Origin of the sequence: Pseudomonas sp. SG20056 (assembly GCF_031764535.1) — a bacterium.
GTDB lineage: Bacteria > Pseudomonadota > Gammaproteobacteria > Pseudomonadales > Pseudomonadaceae > Aquipseudomonas.
In genome coordinates this window covers 3,278,357-3,299,024 of sequence record NZ_CP134499.1, presented here as the reverse complement: position 1 = coordinate 3,299,024, position 20,668 = coordinate 3,278,357, and the positions used below count along the sequence as shown (strand labels likewise).

The window sequence follows — 20,668 nt, the reverse complement described above, 5'->3', positions numbered from 1 at the left end:
GAATGCACCTACCACCTCTCATGCTCGGCGGTATCGAGATTGTTCAGCTGAGCGCCGGTGCGGCTGATCAGGATGAGGAGGCCATTGGCGGTAGCACAGTGCTGCGCATGAGCAACGGCGCGGCAGTGAAGATGACCCGCTGGGAGAAGATGTCCGGAACCATCAGCGGCCTCGGCCACCAGCCCCCCGGCCTGGACGGGCTGAACTACAAAGAGCCGCTGGAGTTGCGCAGTACCCAGATCAACAGCATGCAGGGCACGGGGCTGGTCTTCACGTTGCCGAGTGTGCCTCGGCCTGATAAAGCCCCATGGGCCTATGCGTTGATCGGCCGTGATTGGGTGGATGCCGAGGTCTCAACCGTCGCCGGTGTTTCAACCGTTACTGCAGTGCCGGGTGCGAGCTTGTACCAAGTTTGGTGGTGCCCGGTGTACTCCGTGTTTGCCAGGCGGCCCCCTAAAAGCCAATCCAATGCCACCGCCATGCATGGCTGGTCCATCCTCTGGGAAGAAGCCTAATGCTAATCAATGGAGGCCCGCTCAACGGTGCGCCGTTGAATGGCGGGAGTTCGGGTGGTGCTGCACCGCCCGTGTACGTGGTTGCGGGCACCGGTTACCTCTGGCGCGAGCGGGTTTTACTCGGCGGTGTGGACATCAGCGATCAGCTGGTTGAGGGCTGGGACTCTGATCGAGAGGAAAGCGCGGCCGGTGTTGGCCGTATCGCCTTTTACCTGCCGCCTGGGCCGGTCACGCCCAGTGATTGGGTGGGGCGTGATGTGACCATCGACTACATCAGCACCACGGCTGGGCTGACCACTGAGGCGCGGATGTTGACCGGCAAGGTGGTCACGCCGATCTGGGATGCCAGCTCGCGAGTGATGACCTGTGAATGCAGCGACCAGCTGCAGCAGCGGGTTGAGGGCATGCCCATTGAGGAGATCAATACGCTTACGGCCGGCACCTGGTCGCCTGATGTGTTCGAGCCTGCAGAGGGGCGCAGCCGCTGGGAGTATGCCCAGGAGCGGATGAGCACGCGCACTGCCAGCCTTGATTGCGATGCGTATGGCGTGCCGCGCGTTACCAGCTGGTACGCCATAGCGCCTGCGTTTGTGTTTGGCCCCGGTCAGGTGCTGGATGGTACGCAGGCCTGCGACCCGGCTGACCTCTCGCGCATGACCAACAAGGTGGTGATTGAGGCTGACTACCGCTACGTGCGGTTGCGCCAGCGCAATGAGCGTTTCAGCTGGGTCGGTGGCGGCTTCTGCGGCTGGTACTTCCCTGACTCGAAAGAGCTGCCCACTGTTGCGATGGTGAAAGACGCCGTGGCCGGTGCGGGTGGCCAGCTGTTGGCCGACTTCAGCTGGGATCTGCTGTGGCCGAGCATGCCTGACCCGTGCTTGATCGGTGTGCCCTGGACGAACTACTACGAAGCCGAAGAGCTGCTGTTGGGCGCGAGCTTCGGGATGGGCCGGCGTTGGGCGCAGAGCGTTACTGAGCGCTATCAATTGAACGTGGTGGTGCCCAGCAGCATTGATGTTGCTGGCGAGGTGATTGAGCGCACCGGCGGGGCTCTTGATATTGAGAGCCTGCTGGCTGAGGCATGGGCTGATGCCCCGTTCTCGGACGGCATTAGTAGTCACACCGATGAGCGTGATGAGTCGCGCCGTGTGCTCTTTCTGGTGGTTCAGCTCCGGCAGGGCGTGGCGATTGTGGTGCGCACGCACCGTGGCACCACGGTGAGTTGGCAGGTGCCCACCAGCATGGCTATGGGCATCGACCTGACGCACACCTTGGAGCTGGATGATCTGATTAAGGCGCGCGGTAAGTGTGTGCGCATCGCCACACGCGCCGACTATCAGTCGGGTGCGGCGATCACCACGTTGACCATCGCTTTGATGCGTGGCGGTGGTGATGTGACAGATCCGCTTACGCCACCTGCGTCCGTTGATGAGCCGCAGCCAGACCCCGGTCTGGTGCCAACCAATCTACCCACCCAACTGGGCGGGCGTGATGAGTCGCCAGAGTACGACGATGAGCTGCCTGGGTTTGCCGGTAACTACTCGGCCATTGACCCCGGCTCGGCCATGTATCCGCGCCGCTTCGATATCGATGCTGCCGAGATCCCGGCTGAAAAGCGCGATGAAATGCCTGTACCGATAGTGGCGACCTACCGCGTAGCCATCCCCAATGACCCGCTGGAGCTTTGACCATGGTTGAGCCAACGCTTGCGCAGCAGCGTGCTGCAATCCGCGCCGGGGTTAGCAACAGCCGGGTCGCCAGGGGTGGGGATGAGCGGCGCGCCATCGGCAAACGCATCGAAGCTGAACGCCGCGGTGAATCGGTGGTGGAAGACCTCAACCGGCTGATCACCCCATCACGGCAACGCCGCACCTTGCGCGCTGTGCAGCCGGTCGGGGCGGTGCCGGTTTCGCGTGGGCGGGGCATTTACACGCCGCCACCAGCGGCGCCAGGTGGCGGAATCGCTAGCCCGCTGACCGAAGCCAACTACGCGCTGCGCGAGTTCCACGACGCCCGCTACCTGCAAAGCTCGGATGGGGTGTTTGTGTGGGAGTTCCTGCCGGTGAAAAAGATCATTCAAACCGATGATAACGGCGCCACTGTTGAGCAGGTCTTTGCGGAGCCAGTTTGATGACCCTGATGGACGAACACGGGCTGAGCTTCGGCCTGCACCGTATTGTTGGCTGCCCATACCACGGCCTGGTGCGCGGCAGCCGGCTTACTCTGCCTACGGGCAGTCATATCGACGGCACTTGGTTTGCGAGCAACGTGCGTGGCAGCTATCGGCTAGCCGTGCCCGGTGTGCCGGCGATCAGTCGCACGCCCGAAGAGATGGCATACGATACTGCTGCCGGCTACCAATGGCGCACTGATGCTGTGGTGAACATGCAGGGCGATGGTCCGTCGCAGTACGTGTACGGCCGTGGCGGCGTGCACGCCCAGGCGCTTTACGCGGTTTCGCCCGGCAATCTGTGGTCAGTGCGCTTGCCGTTTGATACGTCTGCCAATGCTGGCAAAACGGCGTTGCTTGAGCCTGCATTGCTCACCCGCTACGGGCGATTGTCCTTTGCCCCTGCCGATGATGATGTGCCGGTTACGGTGACGCTTGCCGGGTTTGATATTGGCAACCCGCTGTCATTCCCGGTCGGCACGCCCAGGCTGTGGGACAGCTTGCCGGATGGCTCCCAGGTGATCATCGGCGAGACTCGATTCGGCGGCAGCAACGGGCTTTATCAGCCGGATGACGGCAACGGCTTCAACCTGCTCAAGGTCAGCGGCGCCGGTACTACTGAATCGCCGATCACCGTTGAGCTTGAAGAGTTGTCGCCGTTCCTGGCTGGTACGCCAGCCTATACCGATGACCTTGATACATTCTCTGGCCGCTGGACCATCGACTTTACGACCGCCGATGAGTTTCGCCCGGTGGGTGGCGAGGCCTGTGAATGGTTGTTTCGCACCATCGACAACCCCCAAGCAATACTGCTGCCGCCTGGCATCGAGTCACCTGAGACCCCAAGCATCAGCATCGTGACCGGGTCGCGCTCGGCCAGTATTGAGGGCTATGTGCTCAGTTGGTGGTTTAACCCTGCCGGCGAGCCAGTGCCGGTAACCGTGGACATGAGCTACAGCATCACCGCCGATTACAGCTTCGACATCTCGGGTGCTGGCGTGCCTGCGCCGGAGATCTCCTACCCCTACATACTAGATGGTGGGTCGTGCGTTTTGGCGCCGGGTGCTGGCGGCGATGACATTCCCGGCGAGTTCGCCTGGTCCGCCGCCGTAGAGCACACATGCACCGAGCTGGTTGAGGTGGTGCTGCGCGTTGGCACGACAGAGATCGACCGCTGGAAGGTGCGGGCAGAGTTTCTGTACACACTGACCTACAGCGATACGGTGCCGGCTGAGCTGCTGTCATCCAGCTTGCGGCCAATCCCGCCGATGTCAGGCGCGACGACTACCCGTCAGCGCGAGATCTACCTGAACGATGTGCTGCTCGACAGCGACACCGAGTCGGGCGACTCCGCTGTGGGTATTGGCAACGCCTCGCCTATTCGCATCCTGGACCCTACCAACCAGGCCGCGAATAGCGACGTGAAGTCATGGCTGCCGACCATGGCCTTCTCTTGGTTCCAGCTTGATGAAAGCCCGGAAGTGGCCTGCAGCGTACTGCCGCACTGGTGGAGCAATCACCTGGTGTGCCTGAAGCGCCGCCAGCGTGCACTGCCTGGCACGGGCGGCATCAGCGAGGTTTACGGGGTAACCGCCCACCCGGAGGGCGTTACCACCGAAGAGTTCGTGGTGCCTGCGCCGTCCTCAGTAACTGATGCGCCACCGCGCTTTGGCGCACGCAACCCATTTACCGGCTCTGTATTGCTGGGCCAGACAGACCCAGTGACCTACATCTAGGAGTAACCATGCAACTTTTCGTCAACAACTGGGCCGCCACCTTAACGGCTCCAGCGGCTGCGGCTGCACCGGAGTTGGTCATTAGCCCGGCCAAAGCTGCGGACCTGGTTGGTTTGGGGGCTGGTGACTTCTACCTTCTGACTCTTGCCCGAGTGGTTGAAGATATCGAAACCAGCTGGGAAATAGTGAAAGTCACGGCAGTGGGCGGTGGTGTGCTGAGTGTTGAGCGTGCTCAGGAAGATACCGATGCCTTGGACTGGTTGGTCGGAGAGCAAATCAGTGCTCGTTTCACTGCAGGGAGTACTGAAGCATTGCGTGGCGAGGCGGGGCCGCAGGGTGAGCCCGGTGACCCAGGTGATGTTGGGCCACAAGGTCCGGTCGGTCCACAGGGTGAGCCCGGTGCGGCAGGTGAAGTTGGGCCTCAAGGCGAGCCAGGGCCGCAGGGTTTGAAGGGAGATCCCGGTGATGAGGGGCCACAAGGGCCTGCAGGGCCGCAGGGTGAGCCCGGCGCGGCAGGCGCTCAAGGTGAGCCTGGTTCGCAAGGTTTGAAAGGTGATCCCGGAGATGAAGGACCACAAGGGCCGGCTGGCCCACAGGGCGAGCCAGGTGCGCCGGGAGCCGCCGGGCCTCAAGGTGAGCCCGGCGAAACTGGACCGGTCGGCCCTCAAGGTGATCCAGGAACAGGAATAAACATTATTGGCAGCTTGCCTGATCCCGCCGATCTTCCAGTTTCCGGTGCGGTTGGTGATGCATATTTGATCGCGGGGCACCTGTGGGTTTGGTCGGGTTCCACCTGGGTGGATGCTGGATTGATTCAGGGGCCTAAGGGTGATCAGGGCGACGTTGGCCCGCAGGGGGAGCCAGGTACAACGGGTGCAGCTGGCCCTCAAGGTGAGCCAGGGCCGCAGGGTTTGAAGGGCGATCCCGGTGATGAGGGGCCGCAAGGGCCTGCTGGCGAGCCCGGATCAGCGCCCGATGGCCTGCCAGTGCGGACCATCACTGGCACCTCCGGCGCCATTACCCCAGCAGACGCCGGTCGCATGATTATCTGCACAAGCGCCAGCCCGGTGGTACTTACGCTCAGTGCAGATGCGGACGGCACTTGGGAGGTTGATGGGCATGCACCAGTTGTTCACTTCTTTCAAGCAGGTGCGGGCGCCGTCACCATCCAGGGGGATGGCTTCACTATATTCACTCACGCCGAGGACGCTGCTGTGCTCGACGGAAATGGCGCAGCCGCAACCGCTATGCGCACCGCAAGCAATGTTTGGCGGCTGTTCGGCCGGTTGGTGGCAGCATGATGATTCCAGGAGTTTTGGCGCAGCACAGGCGCCTCAGTGGGCCAGTGATTGACCCAAATACGGGGATTGTTTGGACCGTTCGTACCAGCGCGGCGGACAACTCTTGGAGATCAATCTGTTGGTCGGCCGAGTGTGGTTTGTTCGTTGCAGTGGCTCTGAGCGGGACAGGCAATAGAGTGATGACCAGTCCAGACGGTATTGCCTGGACAATCCGCACAAGCGCAGCAGATAACAGCTGGAACTCTGTCTGCTGGTCACCTGAGCTTGGCATTTTCGTTGCAGTAGCGGGTACCGGCACAGGCAATCGAGTGATGACCAGCCCTGATGGTGTGACTTGGACAGTCCGTTCAAGCGCAGCAGACAACCTTTGGTATTCGGTTTGCTGGTCGCCTGAGCAAGCCATATTCGTGTGTGTGGGTGGGAGTGGCACAGGCAATCGGGTGATGACCAGCTCCGATGGCATCACCTGGACGATTCGCGCCAGCGCAGCAAATACCCTTTGGTATTCGGTTTGCTGGTCGTCTGAGCAAGGCTTATTCGTCGCAGTGGCTTTGACTGGTACAGGCAATCGGGTGATGACCAGCCCTAACGGCATCACCTGGACAATTCGCACCAGTGCAGCAGATAACAACTGGCAATCAGTTTGTTGGTCTGCAGCGCTAGGCTTGTTTGTTGCGGTGGCGGGCACCGGCACGGGCAATCGGGTGATGACCAGTCCCGACGGCATCAACTGGACTATTCGTGCCAGTGCTGCAGATAACAGCTGGCAGTCAGTTTGTTGGTCTGCAGCCCGAGGTTTATTCGTTGCAACTTCGAGTAATGGTACAGGCAATCGGGTGATGACCAGCCCCGACGGCATCAACTGGACCATTCGCGCAAGCGCCGCAGATAACCCCTGGACATCAGTCTGTTGGTCACCAGAGCTGAGTATTTTCGTCGCTGTGGCTAACAATGGCGCTAGCAATCGAGTGATGACCAGCCTGTAGTTAGAAAGATCTAAGGTCGACGTGATGTGAGCGGCCTGATCCTTCCGAGGCACACAGTCTAAAGTGGGGTGCTACGCTTGCTTTGCCAATGACGGCTACCCGCAAAAGGAACCTGCGATGACAAGAAAGCGCGCCCTCGATCTGGCTGTGATGGCCATAGCCCTGAGCGTGTTTGGTGCTTTCCAATTCAACCTGGGAATGAGGCACGCCCCTGGGGCGGCGGCGATAGTGCTGGACGTGACGGCTTGTGAGTTGGAGCCAGCAGCCGAGCCAGTGACCGAGCTTCAGCCGCTGTAGCTCAACAGGAAGATCAGAGCCCGCCAAGTGCGGGCTTTTTGTTGCCGGCTGAAGTGTTACTCAGCGCAGGGCCTCTAGCCGCTCTGCGTCGGCTAAAAGGTTCTCGGCCAGCAGTCTCAGCTCGTTATAAACGGCCACTCGATCCTCGGCGGTAAACCCTTCTCCCTGAAAGTCGGCGGGCTCTGGCAGTGAGCCTGCGATTAGCTCGGCTGCATGCCGCGCAGCAAATGCCCTGACGCGCGCTTTTCTCATCGTTGTATCCCTTTCCCCGGCCCTGTGCCGGGTTCAATTCTGGAGTATCTCATGGCTCGAATCTCTGCTGCCCAGGCGGGCGGCCCGAACGTGCTCGCCTTTCTGGATATGCTCGGCTGGAGCGAAGGCACGACCACCATCAAGGGCAGCGATGATGGGTATAACGTGGTGGTTGGTGGCCGGCTGTTCAGTGGCTACGACCGGCATCCAGATCTGCTTGTTCCCCTGCCACGCTATGGCATCCACTCTACCGCCGCTGGCCGCTATCAGTTCTTGAAGCGCACATGGGATGCCATCGTGCGGAACTATGGGTTTCGTGGCCGCTTCATTCCTGAAGCCCAGGATCTGGCAGCGGTGAAGCTGCTGGCCGAGTGCAAGGCTCTGCCGCACATCCAGGCCGGCCGGATCGAGCAGGCCATCGCGGCAGCGGCGCCGATCTGGGCCAGCTTGCCGGGGGCTGGTTACGGCCAGCGTGAGCATGCCCTGGCCAAGCTGCTGGGCATTTTCGAGGCCGAGCGCGCGCAGGAGCCCTGCGAGCCAGAGGCATTGGCCTCGATGTTCGCGGCCTGTGGTGGGGTGGTGGCATGAGCTTCGTCGATCTGTTGCCGGGCTCGCCACGTGCCTGGCTGGCGGGCGCGGTATTGCTGACAGTCTTCGGTGCGGGCTGGGTCGCTAACGGCTGGCGGATTGGGGAGCGGCTGGCCAAGGCCGAGAAATCTCACAGCGACACCCTGAGCGAGTTATCCCGAGCGGCAGCTCGCCAAGTGATCGATCAGCTAGATGCCCGCGTGCAACTGGAGCAGCGCCTGGCCGATCTCGATTCAACCAAGCACAAGGAACTGACTGATGCACAAGATGAAAATGAGCGTCTTCGCCGGCTTTACTCTGGCGCTGATGCTGAGCGTAAGCAGCTGCGCATCGATGTCCGAGTTACCACCGCCGACCTCATCGTGTCCGCTACCACAGGCGCCGTCAGCTTGGGCGATGGAGCCAGCGTCGAACTCAGTGAGCGAGCTGGATCAGCTGTTTGGAATATCCGCGCCGGAATGATCCGCGACCAGAAGAAACTCGAGTACTTGCAAGGCTACGTCCGGACTCTGACCGGGCAAACCGCTACAACCCCGTAACTCCTCCGTAAGAAAAGAGCGACCCGCCCAGGTGTTACAGCACCCGGACAGGTCACTCGACCCGCAGCCATTCCTGCAAGCCAAGCCAAGGCTCCCACTCCGTGCACGAAGCGGGGGAGAGCCTAGCACCTGTTTATTTATACAGTAAAGGTTTGCATTCTATGACCAGTCCTATCATCCCTTGGATGGGTGGCAAACGCCGCCTGGCCGACCGTCTTATCCCGCTGTTCCCGCCCCACGAATGTTACGTCGAGGTCTTTGCTGGCGGCGCTGCGCTGTTCTTCTTGCGCCCGCAGCCGGCGCCCGTGGAAGTGTTGAACGACATCAACGGCGACCTGGTGTCGCTGTACCGAGTGGTGCAGAACCACGTCGAGGAGTTCGTGCGGCAGTTCAAGTGGGCGCTCTCCAGCCGGCAGCTGTTCGAGTGGCAGAAGATCACTCGCCCGGAAACTCTGACCGACATCCAACGCGCTGCCCGATTCTTCTACCTGCAGCACCACGCCTTTGGCGGCAAGGTCAGCGGGCAAACCTTCGGTACCGCGACGACAGGCCCGGCGCCGAACATCATGCGTATCGAGGAGAACCTGTCTGCGGCCTGGCAGCGTCTGGCCGGTGTGTACGTGGAGAACCTGCCTTGGCTTGAATGCGCTGAGCGCTACGACCGCGGCCACACCTTCCACTACATGGACCCGCCGTACTGGCAAACAGCGGGCTATGGCGTCGACTTTCCCTATGAGAACTACGAGCGCATGGCCGACTTTATGCGGCGCTGCAAAGGCAAGGTGATGGTCAGCATCAACGACCACCCCGATATCCGCCGGGCGTTCGATGGCTTCCATATGGAGCAGCTCGATATCCGCTACAGCTGCACCAACCAGCGTCAGGGCGTGGCTGAAACAACCGGAGAGCTGGTGATTATGAATTGGGTGCCGGCCTCGCTCGGAGGCCTGTTTGATGGCGTCTGATTCGCTTGGCTGGAGGATGTGCTAATAAGAGTATTGTTCTGGCAAAGTCTGTAGCCCGTCAGGCGCACATGAGCAGCTCCATCTGCATAATACTGTACGGGCTCACAGGTTGACTGGCCTGCCGCTGAAAAGCTTTAATGTCAACATGTGCTGTGGAAAAAATGTTAATAACCTGTGGATAAGTTGTTGATCTCCACGGATTTGCTTTTTAGGAGAGCGGATGGCTCAGCCTCAGACTGTCTCAAATGACCTGATTGAGCGTCTCAATGCCCTGAACGAATTGGATTCTTCGCCCACTGAGTTTCAGGTGGCAAGTCTTCGTCGAGATATTGAGGCCTTGAAACGTGTCGATTTGGCGACGGGCCTAATGGTTTATGGTGTCTTTCACGCTTGTTTCGGTAATCTTGAAGATAGTGTTGATTGTCATACTCGCTCTATTGCCGCTAGTGGTGGTCAAGCCCGTTTTTATGAGAATTTCGCTGTTTCGCTTAAGCGTCTGGGACGTTTTATAGAGGCGTGCGATATTTACCTAGAAGCTCTTCGTAGAGATCCGGGTAATAAATTCCTGCTGTTGAAGTTTGCTAATACCACTTTTTACACTGGTAAGGTTTCTGGGTTTCAGGAGGCTATTGGTAGATATATAGCTGCTACTGGTGATGAGGGTATTCAGAATAAAAATGTGATGGCTGTTAACTATGATCTTTTGGAGCAGATGGCGACGCTTGATCTGAAGGAGTCCGAGTACGTTTCTGCCTTTGCAAAGGTTGAAGATGTTGTCAGAACTCATCGTAAAGAACTGATTGGTGCCTCCAGTAGTTTGGTTTCGGATCAGGAGTCTAGTTATTTATTCTGCCAGCTCAGGGTTGATGCCTCACCAGCAGAGCTTGCGTTGATGTCAGATGAGCTGGCATGTCTGGTTTCAGAAGACGTCGAGTTCTCGGTTTGGAATAAAGTTGTTCATACATTTATTCCGCGGGGGGGGATGAAGCGGATGGAGCACCCCGATCAGTTGGAAGCTTAGGCTATGCCTGTATCACCAATGGATTTTATCAACGAGGCATGTCGCGCTCTTGAGGGGGGTGAAGAAATCTCCTTTAGGGCGGGGATAAGTCGCGCTTATTATGGCCTTTATAGTGCTGCTATCGACTATGCAGATAAGTTAAGCCCTGTTCCAATTTCTTCATGTGCGGGAAGCACACACAAGAAATTGGTGGATTTCCTAGCGGAGCAAATGGCAGGAGGTCGCGATCTGGTGCTTAAGCATAGGCAACTTTCTTATAAGTTAAAAGCGATGCACGGGCATCGCGTGAAGGCAGACTACTACCTTGACGATGAAGTGTATCGAGACGAAGCAGAGGCTGTCCTGCTTTCGTGTCGAGACATGATTACGAAAATCGAGGCGCTAGGAGCTGCTTAATATCTGTATTGGCTAGTCCTTATTTTCCCAAGTAAGTTATCGATTATTGCGCTGTCAGTTTGCGTACGTCAGGCTGTACGTGTCATTACCTTGAGGAAGCGGCAACAAGGGTCTGGCCCTGGTTCTTCACGTTCCCCACGGGCTTGCCTACTCGGTGCCAGGCGAATGCATCTGCTGTCAGGCCGCTGAGCGCAACGATCTCTTCGATGCGTTCTGGTGGCGTGGCGTTGTCCAGCCACTCAGCGGCAACAGCTGATGGCAGAACCAGTGGGCGGCGGTCGTGGATATCGAGCAGGCCAGCGTCAGCAGCGCCGGTCACGATGGCAAAGCCGTCATCATTCTGCTCGGCTCGCGTCTGTGTGGTGAACGTCCCGACAGCTGCGAAGTACAGCGGTGCCTTGTCGGCTGCATGGATGTAATAGGGCTGCTTGCCCTCGGCCGCCACCCATTCATACCAGCCGTCGGCTGGCACTATCAGCCGGTGGTGCCTGGCCGCCGCCCAAAACTTGCTGGCCCATAGCGTTTCCGCCCTGGCGTTGATCGCCGGCGGCCTCCCGCCTTTAGCCCAATGCGGCTCCCATCCCCAGCGCAGTGTCTGTGACCTGGCACCGCCTTCCTCGCTAGTCAGCACCCATACGCCGGTACTCGGCGCGACGTTGTAGCGCTCGATCTGGGTATCACTGACCTCTCCGAACAGCTCGCCCTGCAGGCTGAGTGGTTTCACGTAGGCACCAGGTGCCGCTGCCTGCACAAAGCGTCCACACATACATCCTCCCGTCGCTCTCGTTTGACCGCTGCTTTAATGGCGAATACTGTATTCATATACAGTATTTAATTTAGGCAACAACGCATGGGTAACGCAATCATCCTTGGCCCCATTGGTATCTCGACCACGGAGCTGTCTTTTTATTCGTCCCGCATTCCTGCTGGCTTCCCCAGCCCGGCGCTTGATCACATGGAGCAAAAGCTGTCCCTGGATGAGCTGCTGGATATCGACGCGCCGCACACGTACCTGGTGCGTGTGACCGGCGACAGCATGACCGGTGTCGGCATATTCGATGAGGACATCCTGATAGTGAGCAGGGCCATCACGAAGAAGATAGGACGGATCGTCGTAGCTGACTTGAACGGTGAAACTTTCGTGAAGCGGCTAACCCAGCAGGATGAGCAGTACGTGCTGCGGTCAGAGAACCCCAAGTACCCGCCGCGCTACATCATGGAAGGCGATGAGCTGGTGGCCTGGGGCGTGGTGAAAGCCAATGTCCACTTTCAACCCTGCCATGCATGAGCCAACCATCGCGCTGATCGACTGCAACAGCTTCTACGCCAGCTGCGAGCGGGTGTTCCGGCCGGACCTGCGGCGAACCCCGATTGTGGTGCTGAGCAACAATGACGGCTGCGTGATTGCCCGCTCAGCCGAAGCCAAGGCCCACGTAGAGATGGGCGCGCCCTGGCACAAGATTAAGAGGGACGTTCGCCGGCTTGGCATTGTGGTGTTCTCCAGCAACTACGCCCTGTATGGCGACATCAGTGAGCGCGTTATGAGCGTGATTGAAGGCATTGTGCCGGCGCTTGAGGTGTACAGCATCGATGAGGCCTTTGCCGATCTAACTGGCATGCAGGGTTCAATGGAAGCGCTCGGCCGGGAGATCCGCGCCCAGGTGCTGCAGTGCACTGGCATTCCTACCGGGGTTGGTATTGCCAGCACCAAGACGCTGGCCAAGCTGGCGAACCATGCGGCGAAGAAGTGGCAGCGCCAGACAGGCGGGGTGGTTGATATTCGCGACCCAGAGCGCCGCGACAAGCTGCTGAAGATCACGCCCTTAAGGGATGTGTGGGGCGTTGGCAGTCGTATGGATGCGCACCTGCAGGGCATGAAAATCAAAACGGCTTGGGATCTATCGCAGGCAGACCCGTGGACCCTGCGCGAAAAATTCAGCGTGGTGATCGAGAAGACCGTGCGCGAGTTGCGCGGCACGCCCTGCCTGGAGCTGGAGGAGTTGGCGCCGGCCAAGCAGGAGATCTGCTGCAGTCGGGCATTCGGTGAGCGTCAGCATGAGATTGAGCCTATCCGTCAGGCGGTCGCCACCTACGCCGCCAGGGCCTGCGAAAAGCTGAGGGCGCAGCACTCCCTCGCGAAGCGGGTGCGCGTGAGCATCCGCACCGGCATGTTCAATCCTGATGAGGTGAAGTATGCGAAGGGCATTGTCTGCGAGCTGCCGTACCCGACCGACGACACCCGGCTGATCACTCGCGCGGCTGTGGCCGGGCTTGATCATCTGTTCAGGCCTGGCTTCGCCTACGCCAAGGCCGAGATCCTGCTGCTGGATCTACGCCAGCGCGGTGAGTTCACCGACGATATGTTTGCAGCGACTCAGCCCGTGGTGGCTGAGCAGGTGATGGACGTGCTCGATGAGGTCAACGCCAAGTGGGGGCGCGGCACACTGAGGCCCGCTGGGGTGCCGTTGGCGCCGGCCTGGGGGATGAAGCGCGAGATGTTGAGCCCAAGCTATACCACCAGGTGGGACCAGCTGTGGCGGGTGAAGGCGGGGTAGGGGCGCTACAGAAAAATTAGGCCCGGTGCTGTGGGGATTTCCCCTCGGCGCCGGGCGTTTTTTTGTGCCTGCGATTTGCCGGCGCGACTCTGCGTGCTTCAAAGTCATTACGCCAAGATTACGCCAGGCATAAAAAAAGGCCTTGATAATCAAGGCCTTCAGTAAATTCTATGGTGCCCCGGGGGAGACTCGAACTCCCACTTCTTTCGAAAACGGATTTTGAATCCGCCGCGTCTACCGGTTCCGCCACCGGGGCACAATGGCGGCGCAGTATAGGGATGGTGTTGGGGTTGGTCAATGCACTTGCGTGGTCAGCATGCACGATTTCCGGTAAGCTTTGCCGCCCTGCTAGACGACCCCCTTCCGACCATGCGTGTTGCCGACTTCAATTTCGAGCTGCCTGACGCTCTGATTGCCCGCCATCCCCTTGCCGAACGCCGTGCCAGCCGTTTGCTGGTGCTCGATGGGCCGACGGGCGATCTGGCACATAAACAGTTCAGTGATCTGCTGGACTACCTGCGTCCCGGCGATCTGATGGTGTTCAACAATACCCGAGTTATTCCGGCGCGGCTGTTCGGCCAGAAGGCGTCGGGCGGTAAGCTGGAAATTCTGGTTGAGCGCGTGCTGGACGCTCACCGCGTTCTGGCTCACGTGCGTTCGAGCAAGTCGCCGAAGCCGGGTTCGAGCATTCTGATTGACGGTGGTGGCGAGGCCGAGATGGTTGCTCGCCATGACGCGCTATTCGAGCTGCGCTTTGCTGAAGAAGTGCTGCCGCTGCTGGAGCGGGTCGGCCATATGCCGTTACCGCCCTACATTGATCGGCCGGATGAGCAGGCGGATCGTGAGCGTTATCAGACGGTGTATGCCGACCGTGCCGGTGCCGTCGCGGCGCCGACCGCCGGGCTGCATTTTGATCAGCAGCTGCTCGCGGCGATTGCTGAAAAAGGTGTTGAGCAGGCCTTCGTCACCCTGCACGTCGGAGCGGGTACTTTCCAGCCGGTGCGGGTTGAGCGCATTGAAGATCACCACATGCACAGCGAATGGCTAGAGGTCAGCCAGGATGTGGTCGATGCCGTGGCCGCTTGTCGTGCGCGTGGCGGTCGGGTGATTGCTGTCGGCACCACCAGCGTGCGTTCGCTGGAAAGCGCCGCGCGTGATGGTGTGCTCAAGGCGTTCAGTGGCGACACCGATATCTTTATCTACCCCGGCCGGCCGCTGCATGTGGTCGACGCGCTGGTGACCAACTTCCATTTGCCGGAATCGACCCTGCTGATGCTGGTGTCGGCGTTTGCCGGTTACCCGGAAACCATGGCGGCCTATCAGGCGGCGATTGCCGGTGAATATCGTTTTTTCAGTTACGGTGATGCCATGTTCATCACCCGCAATCCCGCGCCGCGCGGGCCAGAGGAACAGTTATGACGCGCACGTGCCGCATGTCTTTCGAATTGTTGGCGACCGAGGGCAAGGCGCGCCGTGGTCGGTTGACCTTCCCCCGTGGTGTGGTAGAAACCCCGGCGTTTATGCCGGTGGGCACCTATGGCACGGTCAAGGGCATGCTGCCGCGTGATATCGAGGCGATTGGCGCGCAGATCATCCTCGGCAACACCTTCCACCTGTGGCTGCGCCCCGGCACTGAGGTGATCAAGAAGCACGGCGATTTGCATGATTTTATGCAATGGCAGGGGCCTATCCTTACCGACTCCGGCGGCTTCCAGGTATTCAGCCTGGGCGCCATGCGCAAGATCAAGGAGGAGGGCGTGTACTTTGCCTCGCCGGTGGATGGCGCCAAGGTGTTTATGGGGCCGGAAGAGTCGATGCAGGTGCAGCGCGATCTTGGCTCCGACATCGTGATGATTTTCGACGAGTGCACGCCGTATCCGGCTGAGTTTGATGTGGCCAAGCGCTCGATGGAGCTGTCGCTGCGCTGGGCCAAGCGCTCGAAAGAGGCCCATGGCGAGAGCACGGCGGCGCTGTTCGGTATCGTTCAGGGCGGCATGTACGAGGAGTTGCGCAAGGTTTCGCTGGATGGGCTGGAGCAGATCGGCTTTGACGGTTACGCCATCGGCGGCCTGTCGGTCGGCGAGCCGAAAGAGGAAATGATCAAGGTACTGGATTACCTGCCGCCGCAGTTGCCGGCCGATAAGCCGCGCTACCTGATGGGCGTCGGCAAGCCGGAGGATCTGGTTGAAGGTGTGCGCCGTGGCGTGGATATGTTCGACTGCGTAATGCCGACCCGCAACGCGCGCAACGGCCACCTGTTTGTCGACACCGGCGTGCTGAAAATCCGCAATGCCTTTCATAAGCATGATGAGTCGCCGCTGGATCCGACCTGCGATTGTTACACCTGCAAACATTTCTCCCGCGCCTATCTGCATCATCTGGATAAATGCGGCGAAATGCTGGGTAGCATGCTCAATACAATCCACAACTTACGGCATTATCAGGTGCTTATGGCTGGTTTGCGTGAGGCTATTCAACAGGGTACATTGGCCGCCTTTGTCGATGCCTTCTATGCCAAGCGCGGGCTGCCAACGCCGCCTCTGGATTGATCCCAACCGTTTAAAGACCCTTGCAACAGGAGTGTTACATGAGCTTTTTTATCCCCGCTGCTTTCGCTGAAGGCGCCGCACCGGCTGCCGGTCCTGCTGGTAGTGGCTTTGAATGGGTGTTTCTGGTCGGCTTTCTGGTCATCTTCTATCTGATGATCTGGCGCCCACAGGCCAAGCGTGCCAAAGAGCACAAAGGTCTGATCAGCGGCCTGCAGAAAGGTGATGAAGTGGTAACCAGCGGTGGTATCGCTGGCAAGGTGTCGAAGGTTTCCGATGACTTCGTGGTAATCGAAGTGTCCGACACCGTCGAGCTGAAGATTCAAAAAGTGGCGATTGCCGCCTCGCTGCCTAAAGGCACGCTGAAAGCGATCTAAGCAACACACCTTTACCATTCGACGGGGCGCTTAATGCGCCCCGCGTCATAACGGGCGGCGTCATGCTCAACAAATTTCCCCTCTGGAAGTACCTGCTGATTCTGGCTGTGCTGGCAATCGGCTTCCTTTATTCCGCGCCCAATCTGTACCCGGACGATCCGGCGATCCAGATCAGTGGCAACAGCTCCGCCATGCGCGTCGAGCAGGCCGATCTGGACCGCGCCAGTCGTGCGCTGGAAACGGCCGGTATCAGCGTAAAAGCCACCAGCCTGGCCAATCAGGGTCGTGCCGGCTTGCTGCGTTTGAACAATGCTGAAGATCAGCTACCGGCCAAAGAGCTGGTGCGCAAGGCCTTGAGCGATGAGTTCGTAGTGGCCCTCAACTTGGCGCAAACCACGCCAGACTGGCTGCGTAACCTGGGCGGCAGCCCGATGAAGCTTGGTCTGGACTTGTCTGGTGGTGTGCACTTCCTGATGGAAGTGGACATGGACAAGGCCCTGGATGCGCGCCGCAAGGTTTACGAGGGCGAGGTCAAGAGCTTGCTGCGCAAAGAGCGTGTGCGTTATCGCAGCCTGCCTGAGCTCAATGGCGCGATTCAGCTGGGTTTTGCCGATGAAGCAACGCTGGAGAAGGCTCAGCAGCTGATTCGCAAAGACTTTACCGATTTTGATATGACCACCGTGCAGCGCAGTGAGCAGCAGGTGCTGCGTCTGGCGCTGACTCAGGCCAAGCTGGTTGAGATTCGCGAATACTCGATCAAGCAGAACTTGACCACCGTGCGTAACCGGGTCAATGAGCTGGGTGTGGCCGAGCCGCTGGTGCAGCGTCAGGGTGCCAACCGTATCGTGGTTGAGCTGCCAGGCGTGCAGGACACCGCCGAAGCCAAGCGTATTCTCGGCAAGACCGCCAACCTGGAGTTCCGTCTGGCCGCTGAGCCGGATGCTGCCAAGGCGGCCACCGAGAGCTTCGAGTTCCGTCAGGAAGGTCGTCCGCCAGCGCAGCTGGAGCGTGATCTGATCATCACCGGTGACCAGGTCACCGATGCTCAGGCCAGTTTCGATGAGAATGGCAGTCCGCAGGTCAATATCCGTCTGGACGGCCGCGGTGGTGACCTGATGAACCGCGCGACCCGCAACAACGTTGGTCGCAGCATGGCGGTGATCTTTATCGAGCAGAAGCCGGTAACCCGCTACGTGCGCCAGGTGGTTGATGGCGTCGAGAAGGAAGTCGAGCTGCAGACCTTCATCGAAGAGAAGAAGATCATCAGCCTGGCCACCATTCAGTCGCCGCTGGGTAGCCAGTTCCGCATCACCGGCCTAGATGGTCAGGGTGAGTCGTCCGAGCTGGCTCTGCTGCTGCGCGCCGGTGGTCTGGCTGCGCCGATGTATTTCGCCGAAGAGCGCACCATCGGCCCAAGCTTGGGTGCGGACAACATTGCCAAGGGCATCAGTGCGTCGCTCTGGGCGATGCTGTTTGTTTCGCTGTTTATTATCGCCATCTACCGCTTCTTTGGTGTGCTGGCGACCGTTGCTCTGGGCCTGAACATGGTGCTGCTGCTGGCGCTGATGTCGTTGCTCAGTGCCACACTGACCCTGCCAGGTATCGCCGGCATCGTGTTGACCATGGGTATGGCGGTGGACGCCAACGTGCTGATCTTCTCGCGTATTCGTGAAGAGATTGCCAATGGCATGTCGATTCAGCGGGCCATCCATGAGGGTTTTGATCGAGCCTACTCGGCGATTGTTGACGCCAACCTGACCACTCTGCTGGTCGGCGGCATCCTGTTTGCCATGGGTACTGGGCCGGTCAAGGGCTTCGCCGTGACTCTGTCGCTGGGTATTCTCACCTCGATGTTTACCGCCATTCTGGTAACGCGCTGCATGGTCAACCTGACTTGCGGCGGGCGTGACTTCAAGAAGTTGTGGATTTAAGGGGCTGTGATGAATCGTACGATCAACTTCATGGGGGTACGCAATATTGCGTTTGCCTTCACCCTGGTGCTGACGCTGCTGGCACTGGCTAGCCTGTTTACCAAAGGGTTGAACCTGGGGCTGGATTTTACTGGCGGTACGCAGATCGAGCTGAGCTATGAGCAGCCGGCTGATCTCGGCAATATCCGTGAGCAGTTGGCCGGTGCCGGCTATGCCGACGCCGTGGTGCAGAGCTTTGGTGCGACTACCGATGTGGTGGTGCGCATGCAGGGTGATGATCCCGAGCTGGGTAATAAAGTGGCTGCTGCGCTGCGTCAGGCGGGCGAGCAGCTTGAGGTGAAAAAGGTCGAATTCGTCGGCCCACAGGTGGGTGAAGAACTGCGCGATCAGGGTGGGCTTGGTCTGCTGCTGGCGCTGGGCGGGGTCATGCTTTACCTGGCCTTCCGTTTCCAATGGAAATTCGGTGTGGGGGCGATTGTCTCGCTGATCCATGACGTGATTGTCACCCTCGGTATCCTCTCGTTCTTCCAGATCACTTTCGATCTGACAGTGATGGCAGCGTTGCTGGCGATCATTGGTTACTCGCTGAACGACACCATCGTGGTATTCGATCGGGTGCGCGAAAATTTCCGCGTGCTACGCAAGGCGACGTTGATCGAGAACATCAACATCTCTACCACTCAAACCCTGCTGCGCACTATGGCGACCTCGATCTCCACTTTGCTGGCGATTGCCGCTTTGCTGATATTTGCTGGTGACAATCTGTTCGCCTTCTCGGTGGCATTGTTTGTTGGTGTGAGCGCGGGCACCTACTCGTCGATCTATATCGCCAACGTGGTGTTGGTGTGGCTCGATCTGACGGTCGACGATCTGATTCCGCCAGTGGTGGAAGAAGAGGTCGATGAGCGCCCCTGAATCTGTGCGTCTTATCGCAAATAGCTGAATGAACCGGGCCGGTGTTGAACTTGCCCGGTTTTTTTATGCTCCAAGGCTGGGAGTAAGGTGCGTTAAGCACCAAGCAACGGGTTCAAGGAGGCATGTATGAATAAGTCGATGTTGGTGGGCGCGGTACTGGGTGCGGTGGGTGTGACGGCAGGCGGGGCGGTGGCCACTTACAGCATCGTCAGTGCGCCGGAATATGCCGAAGTGCTCGCAGTCAAGCCGATCAAGGAAACCATCAAGACCCCGCGTGAGGTCTGCAAGGATGTGGCAGTCACCCGTCAGGCGCCGGTCAAGGATCAGCACCAGATAGCGGGTACCGCAATTGGTGCGGTGGTGGGTGGTTTGCTGGGTAACCAGGTGGGTGGCGGCAACGGCAAGAAATTGGCAACAGTCGCTGGTGCGGTTGGCGGCGGTTATGCCGGCAACAAGGCACAAGAGCACCTGCAGAGTCGTGACACCTATACCACTACCGAAACCCGTTGCAGCACGGTAACTGACACCAGTGAGAAGCTGGTGGGCTACGACGTCAAATATGAGCTGGATGGCAAGGTGAGTCAGGTGCGCATGGCCAGTGATCCGGGTCGGCAGATCCCGGTCAAGGACGGCCAGCTGGTATTGGTCGATCAGTCCAACTGATCGAAAGATTTCAGCGGATACAAAAAAGCGCCCCGTGGGGCGCTTTTTTATTGCGGCTTGATCAGCGCTTCAGGGAGGCTGACAAGTGCGGCTGAATGGCCGTCAGTACGGCTTTGAAGCACTTGGTGTTGCCGGCAACGATCTGGCCCTTTTCCAGGAAGTCGTGGCCGCCACTGAAGTCGCTGACCAGGCCGCCTGCTTCCTGAATCAGCAGTGCGCCGGCAGCCATGTCCCACTCGGACAGGCCGAATTCCCAGAAAGCATCGAAGCGACCGGCTGCTACATAGGCCAGATCCAGGCTCGCTGCGCCTGCGCGACGTACGCCGGCGGTCTGGCCGACCAGGCTGCGGAACATGCCGATGTAGTTTTCCAGGTTCTCCATCTGGCTATCGCGGAACGGGAAGCCAGTGCCAAGGAGGGCGCCTTCCAGGCTCTTGCGATTGCCAACGCGCAGGCGGCGGCCGTTGAGCGCGGCGCCACGGCCACGGCTGGCGGTAAATTCTTCCTGGCGCACCGGGTCGATGATTACAGCGTGCTCAAGGCGGCCGCGGTATTTGCAGGCGATGCTGACGGCGTAATGCGGGATGCCGCGGATGAAGTTGGTAGTGCCATCCAGTGGATCGATGATCCACAGGTAGTCGGCTCCGTCGCCACTGCCTTCGCTCAGGCCGCTTTCCTCGCCGAGGATGCCGTGGTTCGGGAAAGCTTTGCGCAGTGCCTGAATGATCAGCTGCTCGGCGGAGCGATCAATTTCAGTTACGTAGTCCTTGGCTTCTTTCTCGTCGACCGAGATGACGTCCAAGCGTTCGGTCGAGCGGAAGATCATTTCGCCGGCGCTACGGGCTGCGCGCAGCGCGATATTCAGCATGGGCTGCATGGATGTTCACCTGGGTCGTTAAAGAAAGCCGGCCATTC

21 protein-coding genes and 1 tRNA gene are annotated in these 20,668 nt (G+C 59.4%); 18 read left to right on the top strand and 4 right to left on the bottom strand.

The window, feature by feature from the left end:
- Positions 1 to 2: 2 nt before the first annotated feature.
- The 4 genes from RHP75_RS15715 to RHP75_RS15700 are packed head-to-tail and all read left to right on the top strand — an operon-like array spanning position 3 to position 4,421.
- Complete coding sequence (locus RHP75_RS15715; protein ID WP_311089009.1) at positions 3 to 515, top strand: hypothetical protein; 513 nt, start codon at positions 3 to 5, stop codon at positions 513 to 515.
- Positions 515 to 2,203, top strand: a complete 1,689-nt coding sequence (locus RHP75_RS15710; RefSeq protein ID WP_311089008.1) for a hypothetical protein — start codon at positions 515 to 517, stop codon at positions 2,201 to 2,203. The genes RHP75_RS15715 and RHP75_RS15710 overlap by 1 nt, the downstream gene beginning before the upstream one ends.
- 2 nt (positions 2,204 to 2,205) lie before the next feature.
- Positions 2,206 to 2,646, top strand: coding sequence for a hypothetical protein (locus RHP75_RS15705; RefSeq protein ID WP_311089007.1), 441 nt, complete (start codon positions 2,206 to 2,208; stop codon positions 2,644 to 2,646).
- Entirely contained in the window at positions 2,646 to 4,421 is a 1,776-nt protein-coding gene (locus RHP75_RS15700; protein ID WP_311089006.1) for a hypothetical protein, read from the top strand. Before RHP75_RS15705 ends, RHP75_RS15700 begins: the two co-directional genes overlap by 1 nt.
- A gap of 41 nt (positions 4,422 to 4,462) precedes the next feature.
- On the opposite strand, the gene RHP75_RS15695 is transcribed toward RHP75_RS15700, so the two are convergent.
- A complete protein-coding gene (locus RHP75_RS15695; protein WP_311089005.1) occupies positions 4,463 to 5,191 on the bottom strand; it encodes a hypothetical protein in 729 nt (242 codons plus the stop codon).
- A 710-nt stretch (positions 5,192 to 5,901) separates the two neighbouring features.
- Between RHP75_RS15695 and RHP75_RS15690 the strand changes: the two genes are divergently transcribed.
- The 6 genes from RHP75_RS15690 (at position 5,902) to RHP75_RS15665 (ending at position 10,766) form a co-directional block, all read left to right on the top strand.
- Complete coding sequence (locus RHP75_RS15690; RefSeq protein ID WP_311089004.1) at positions 5,902 to 6,708, top strand: hypothetical protein; 807 nt, start codon at positions 5,902 to 5,904, stop codon at positions 6,706 to 6,708.
- Positions 6,709 to 7,308: 600 nt separating this feature from the next.
- Positions 7,309 to 7,845, top strand: coding sequence for a glycoside hydrolase family 104 protein (locus RHP75_RS15685; RefSeq protein ID WP_311089003.1), 537 nt, complete (start codon positions 7,309 to 7,311; stop codon positions 7,843 to 7,845).
- The gene (locus RHP75_RS15680) at positions 7,842 to 8,384 is read left to right on the top strand and encodes a lysis system i-spanin subunit Rz (protein ID WP_311089002.1); all 543 of its coding nucleotides are present in this window, start codon (positions 7,842 to 7,844) and stop codon (positions 8,382 to 8,384) included. Before RHP75_RS15685 ends, RHP75_RS15680 begins: the two co-directional genes overlap by 4 nt.
- Positions 8,385 to 8,545: 161 nt before the next feature.
- The gene (locus RHP75_RS15675) at positions 8,546 to 9,349 is read left to right on the top strand and encodes a DNA adenine methylase (RefSeq protein ID WP_311089001.1); all 804 of its coding nucleotides are present in this window, start codon (positions 8,546 to 8,548) and stop codon (positions 9,347 to 9,349) included.
- Positions 9,350 to 9,569: 220 nt separating this feature from the next.
- Positions 9,570 to 10,370: a hypothetical protein gene (locus RHP75_RS15670; protein WP_311089000.1), complete on the top strand. Its 801-nt coding sequence runs from the start codon at positions 9,570 to 9,572 to the stop codon at positions 10,368 to 10,370.
- An 18-nt stretch (positions 10,371 to 10,388) separates the two neighbouring features.
- Positions 10,389 to 10,766, top strand: coding sequence for a hypothetical protein (locus tag RHP75_RS15665; RefSeq protein ID WP_311088999.1), 378 nt, complete (start codon positions 10,389 to 10,391; stop codon positions 10,764 to 10,766).
- 85 nt (positions 10,767 to 10,851) lie between these two features.
- On the opposite strand, the gene RHP75_RS15660 is transcribed toward RHP75_RS15665, so the two are convergent.
- Positions 10,852 to 11,532, bottom strand: a complete 681-nt coding sequence (locus RHP75_RS15660) for an SOS response-associated peptidase (protein ID WP_311088998.1) — start codon at positions 11,530 to 11,532, stop codon at positions 10,852 to 10,854.
- Between the two features lie 84 nt (positions 11,533 to 11,616).
- Between RHP75_RS15660 and RHP75_RS15655 the strand changes: the two genes are divergently transcribed.
- Together RHP75_RS15655 and umuC are read left to right on the top strand one after the other, a co-directional pair.
- The gene (locus tag RHP75_RS15655; RefSeq protein ID WP_311088997.1) at positions 11,617 to 12,054 is read left to right on the top strand and encodes a translesion error-prone DNA polymerase V autoproteolytic subunit; all 438 of its coding nucleotides are present in this window, start codon (positions 11,617 to 11,619) and stop codon (positions 12,052 to 12,054) included.
- Positions 12,026 to 13,321: a translesion error-prone DNA polymerase V subunit UmuC gene (gene umuC, locus RHP75_RS15650; protein ID WP_409079662.1), complete on the top strand. Its 1,296-nt coding sequence runs from the start codon at positions 12,026 to 12,028 to the stop codon at positions 13,319 to 13,321. The genes RHP75_RS15655 and umuC overlap by 29 nt, the downstream gene beginning before the upstream one ends.
- A 171-nt stretch (positions 13,322 to 13,492) precedes the next feature.
- On the opposite strand, the gene RHP75_RS15645 is transcribed toward umuC, so the two are convergent.
- A tRNA-Leu gene (locus RHP75_RS15645) sits at positions 13,493 to 13,577 on the bottom strand.
- Between the two features lie 113 nt (positions 13,578 to 13,690).
- On the opposite strand from RHP75_RS15645, the gene queA reads away from it, so the two are divergent.
- The 6 genes from queA (at position 13,691) to RHP75_RS15615 (ending at position 19,753) form a co-directional block, all read left to right on the top strand.
- A complete protein-coding gene (queA, locus tag RHP75_RS15640; protein ID WP_311088996.1) occupies positions 13,691 to 14,740 on the top strand; it encodes a tRNA preQ1(34) S-adenosylmethionine ribosyltransferase-isomerase QueA in 1,050 nt (349 codons plus the stop codon).
- A 14-nt stretch (positions 14,741 to 14,754) separates the two neighbouring features.
- A complete protein-coding gene (gene tgt / locus RHP75_RS15635; protein WP_269380361.1) occupies positions 14,755 to 15,870 on the top strand; it encodes a tRNA guanosine(34) transglycosylase Tgt in 1,116 nt (371 codons plus the stop codon).
- Positions 15,871 to 15,908: 38 nt separating this feature from the next.
- Complete coding sequence (yajC, locus tag RHP75_RS15630) at positions 15,909 to 16,244, top strand: preprotein translocase subunit YajC (protein WP_090248652.1); 336 nt, start codon at positions 15,909 to 15,911, stop codon at positions 16,242 to 16,244.
- Positions 16,245 to 16,306: 62 nt separating this feature from the next.
- Positions 16,307 to 18,175 carry a protein translocase subunit SecD gene (gene secD / locus RHP75_RS15625; protein WP_311088995.1) on the top strand — a complete coding sequence of 623 codons (1,869 nt, stop codon included), beginning with the start codon at positions 16,307 to 16,309 and terminating at the stop codon, positions 18,173 to 18,175.
- A 9-nt stretch (positions 18,176 to 18,184) separates the two neighbouring features.
- Entirely contained in the window at positions 18,185 to 19,090 is a 906-nt protein-coding gene (gene secF / locus RHP75_RS15620) for a protein translocase subunit SecF (RefSeq protein ID WP_311088994.1), read from the top strand.
- Positions 19,091 to 19,216: 126 nt separating this feature from the next.
- Positions 19,217 to 19,753 carry a glycine zipper 2TM domain-containing protein gene (locus RHP75_RS15615; protein ID WP_311088993.1) on the top strand — a complete coding sequence of 179 codons (537 nt, stop codon included), beginning with the start codon at positions 19,217 to 19,219 and terminating at the stop codon, positions 19,751 to 19,753.
- A gap of 61 nt (positions 19,754 to 19,814) precedes the next feature.
- Here the strand turns inward: RHP75_RS15615 and suhB are convergent, their stop codons facing one another.
- Positions 19,815 to 20,630, bottom strand: coding sequence for an inositol-phosphate phosphatase (gene suhB / locus RHP75_RS15610; protein WP_090375523.1), 816 nt, complete (start codon positions 20,628 to 20,630; stop codon positions 19,815 to 19,817).
- Positions 20,631 to 20,668: the final 38 nt, after the last annotated feature.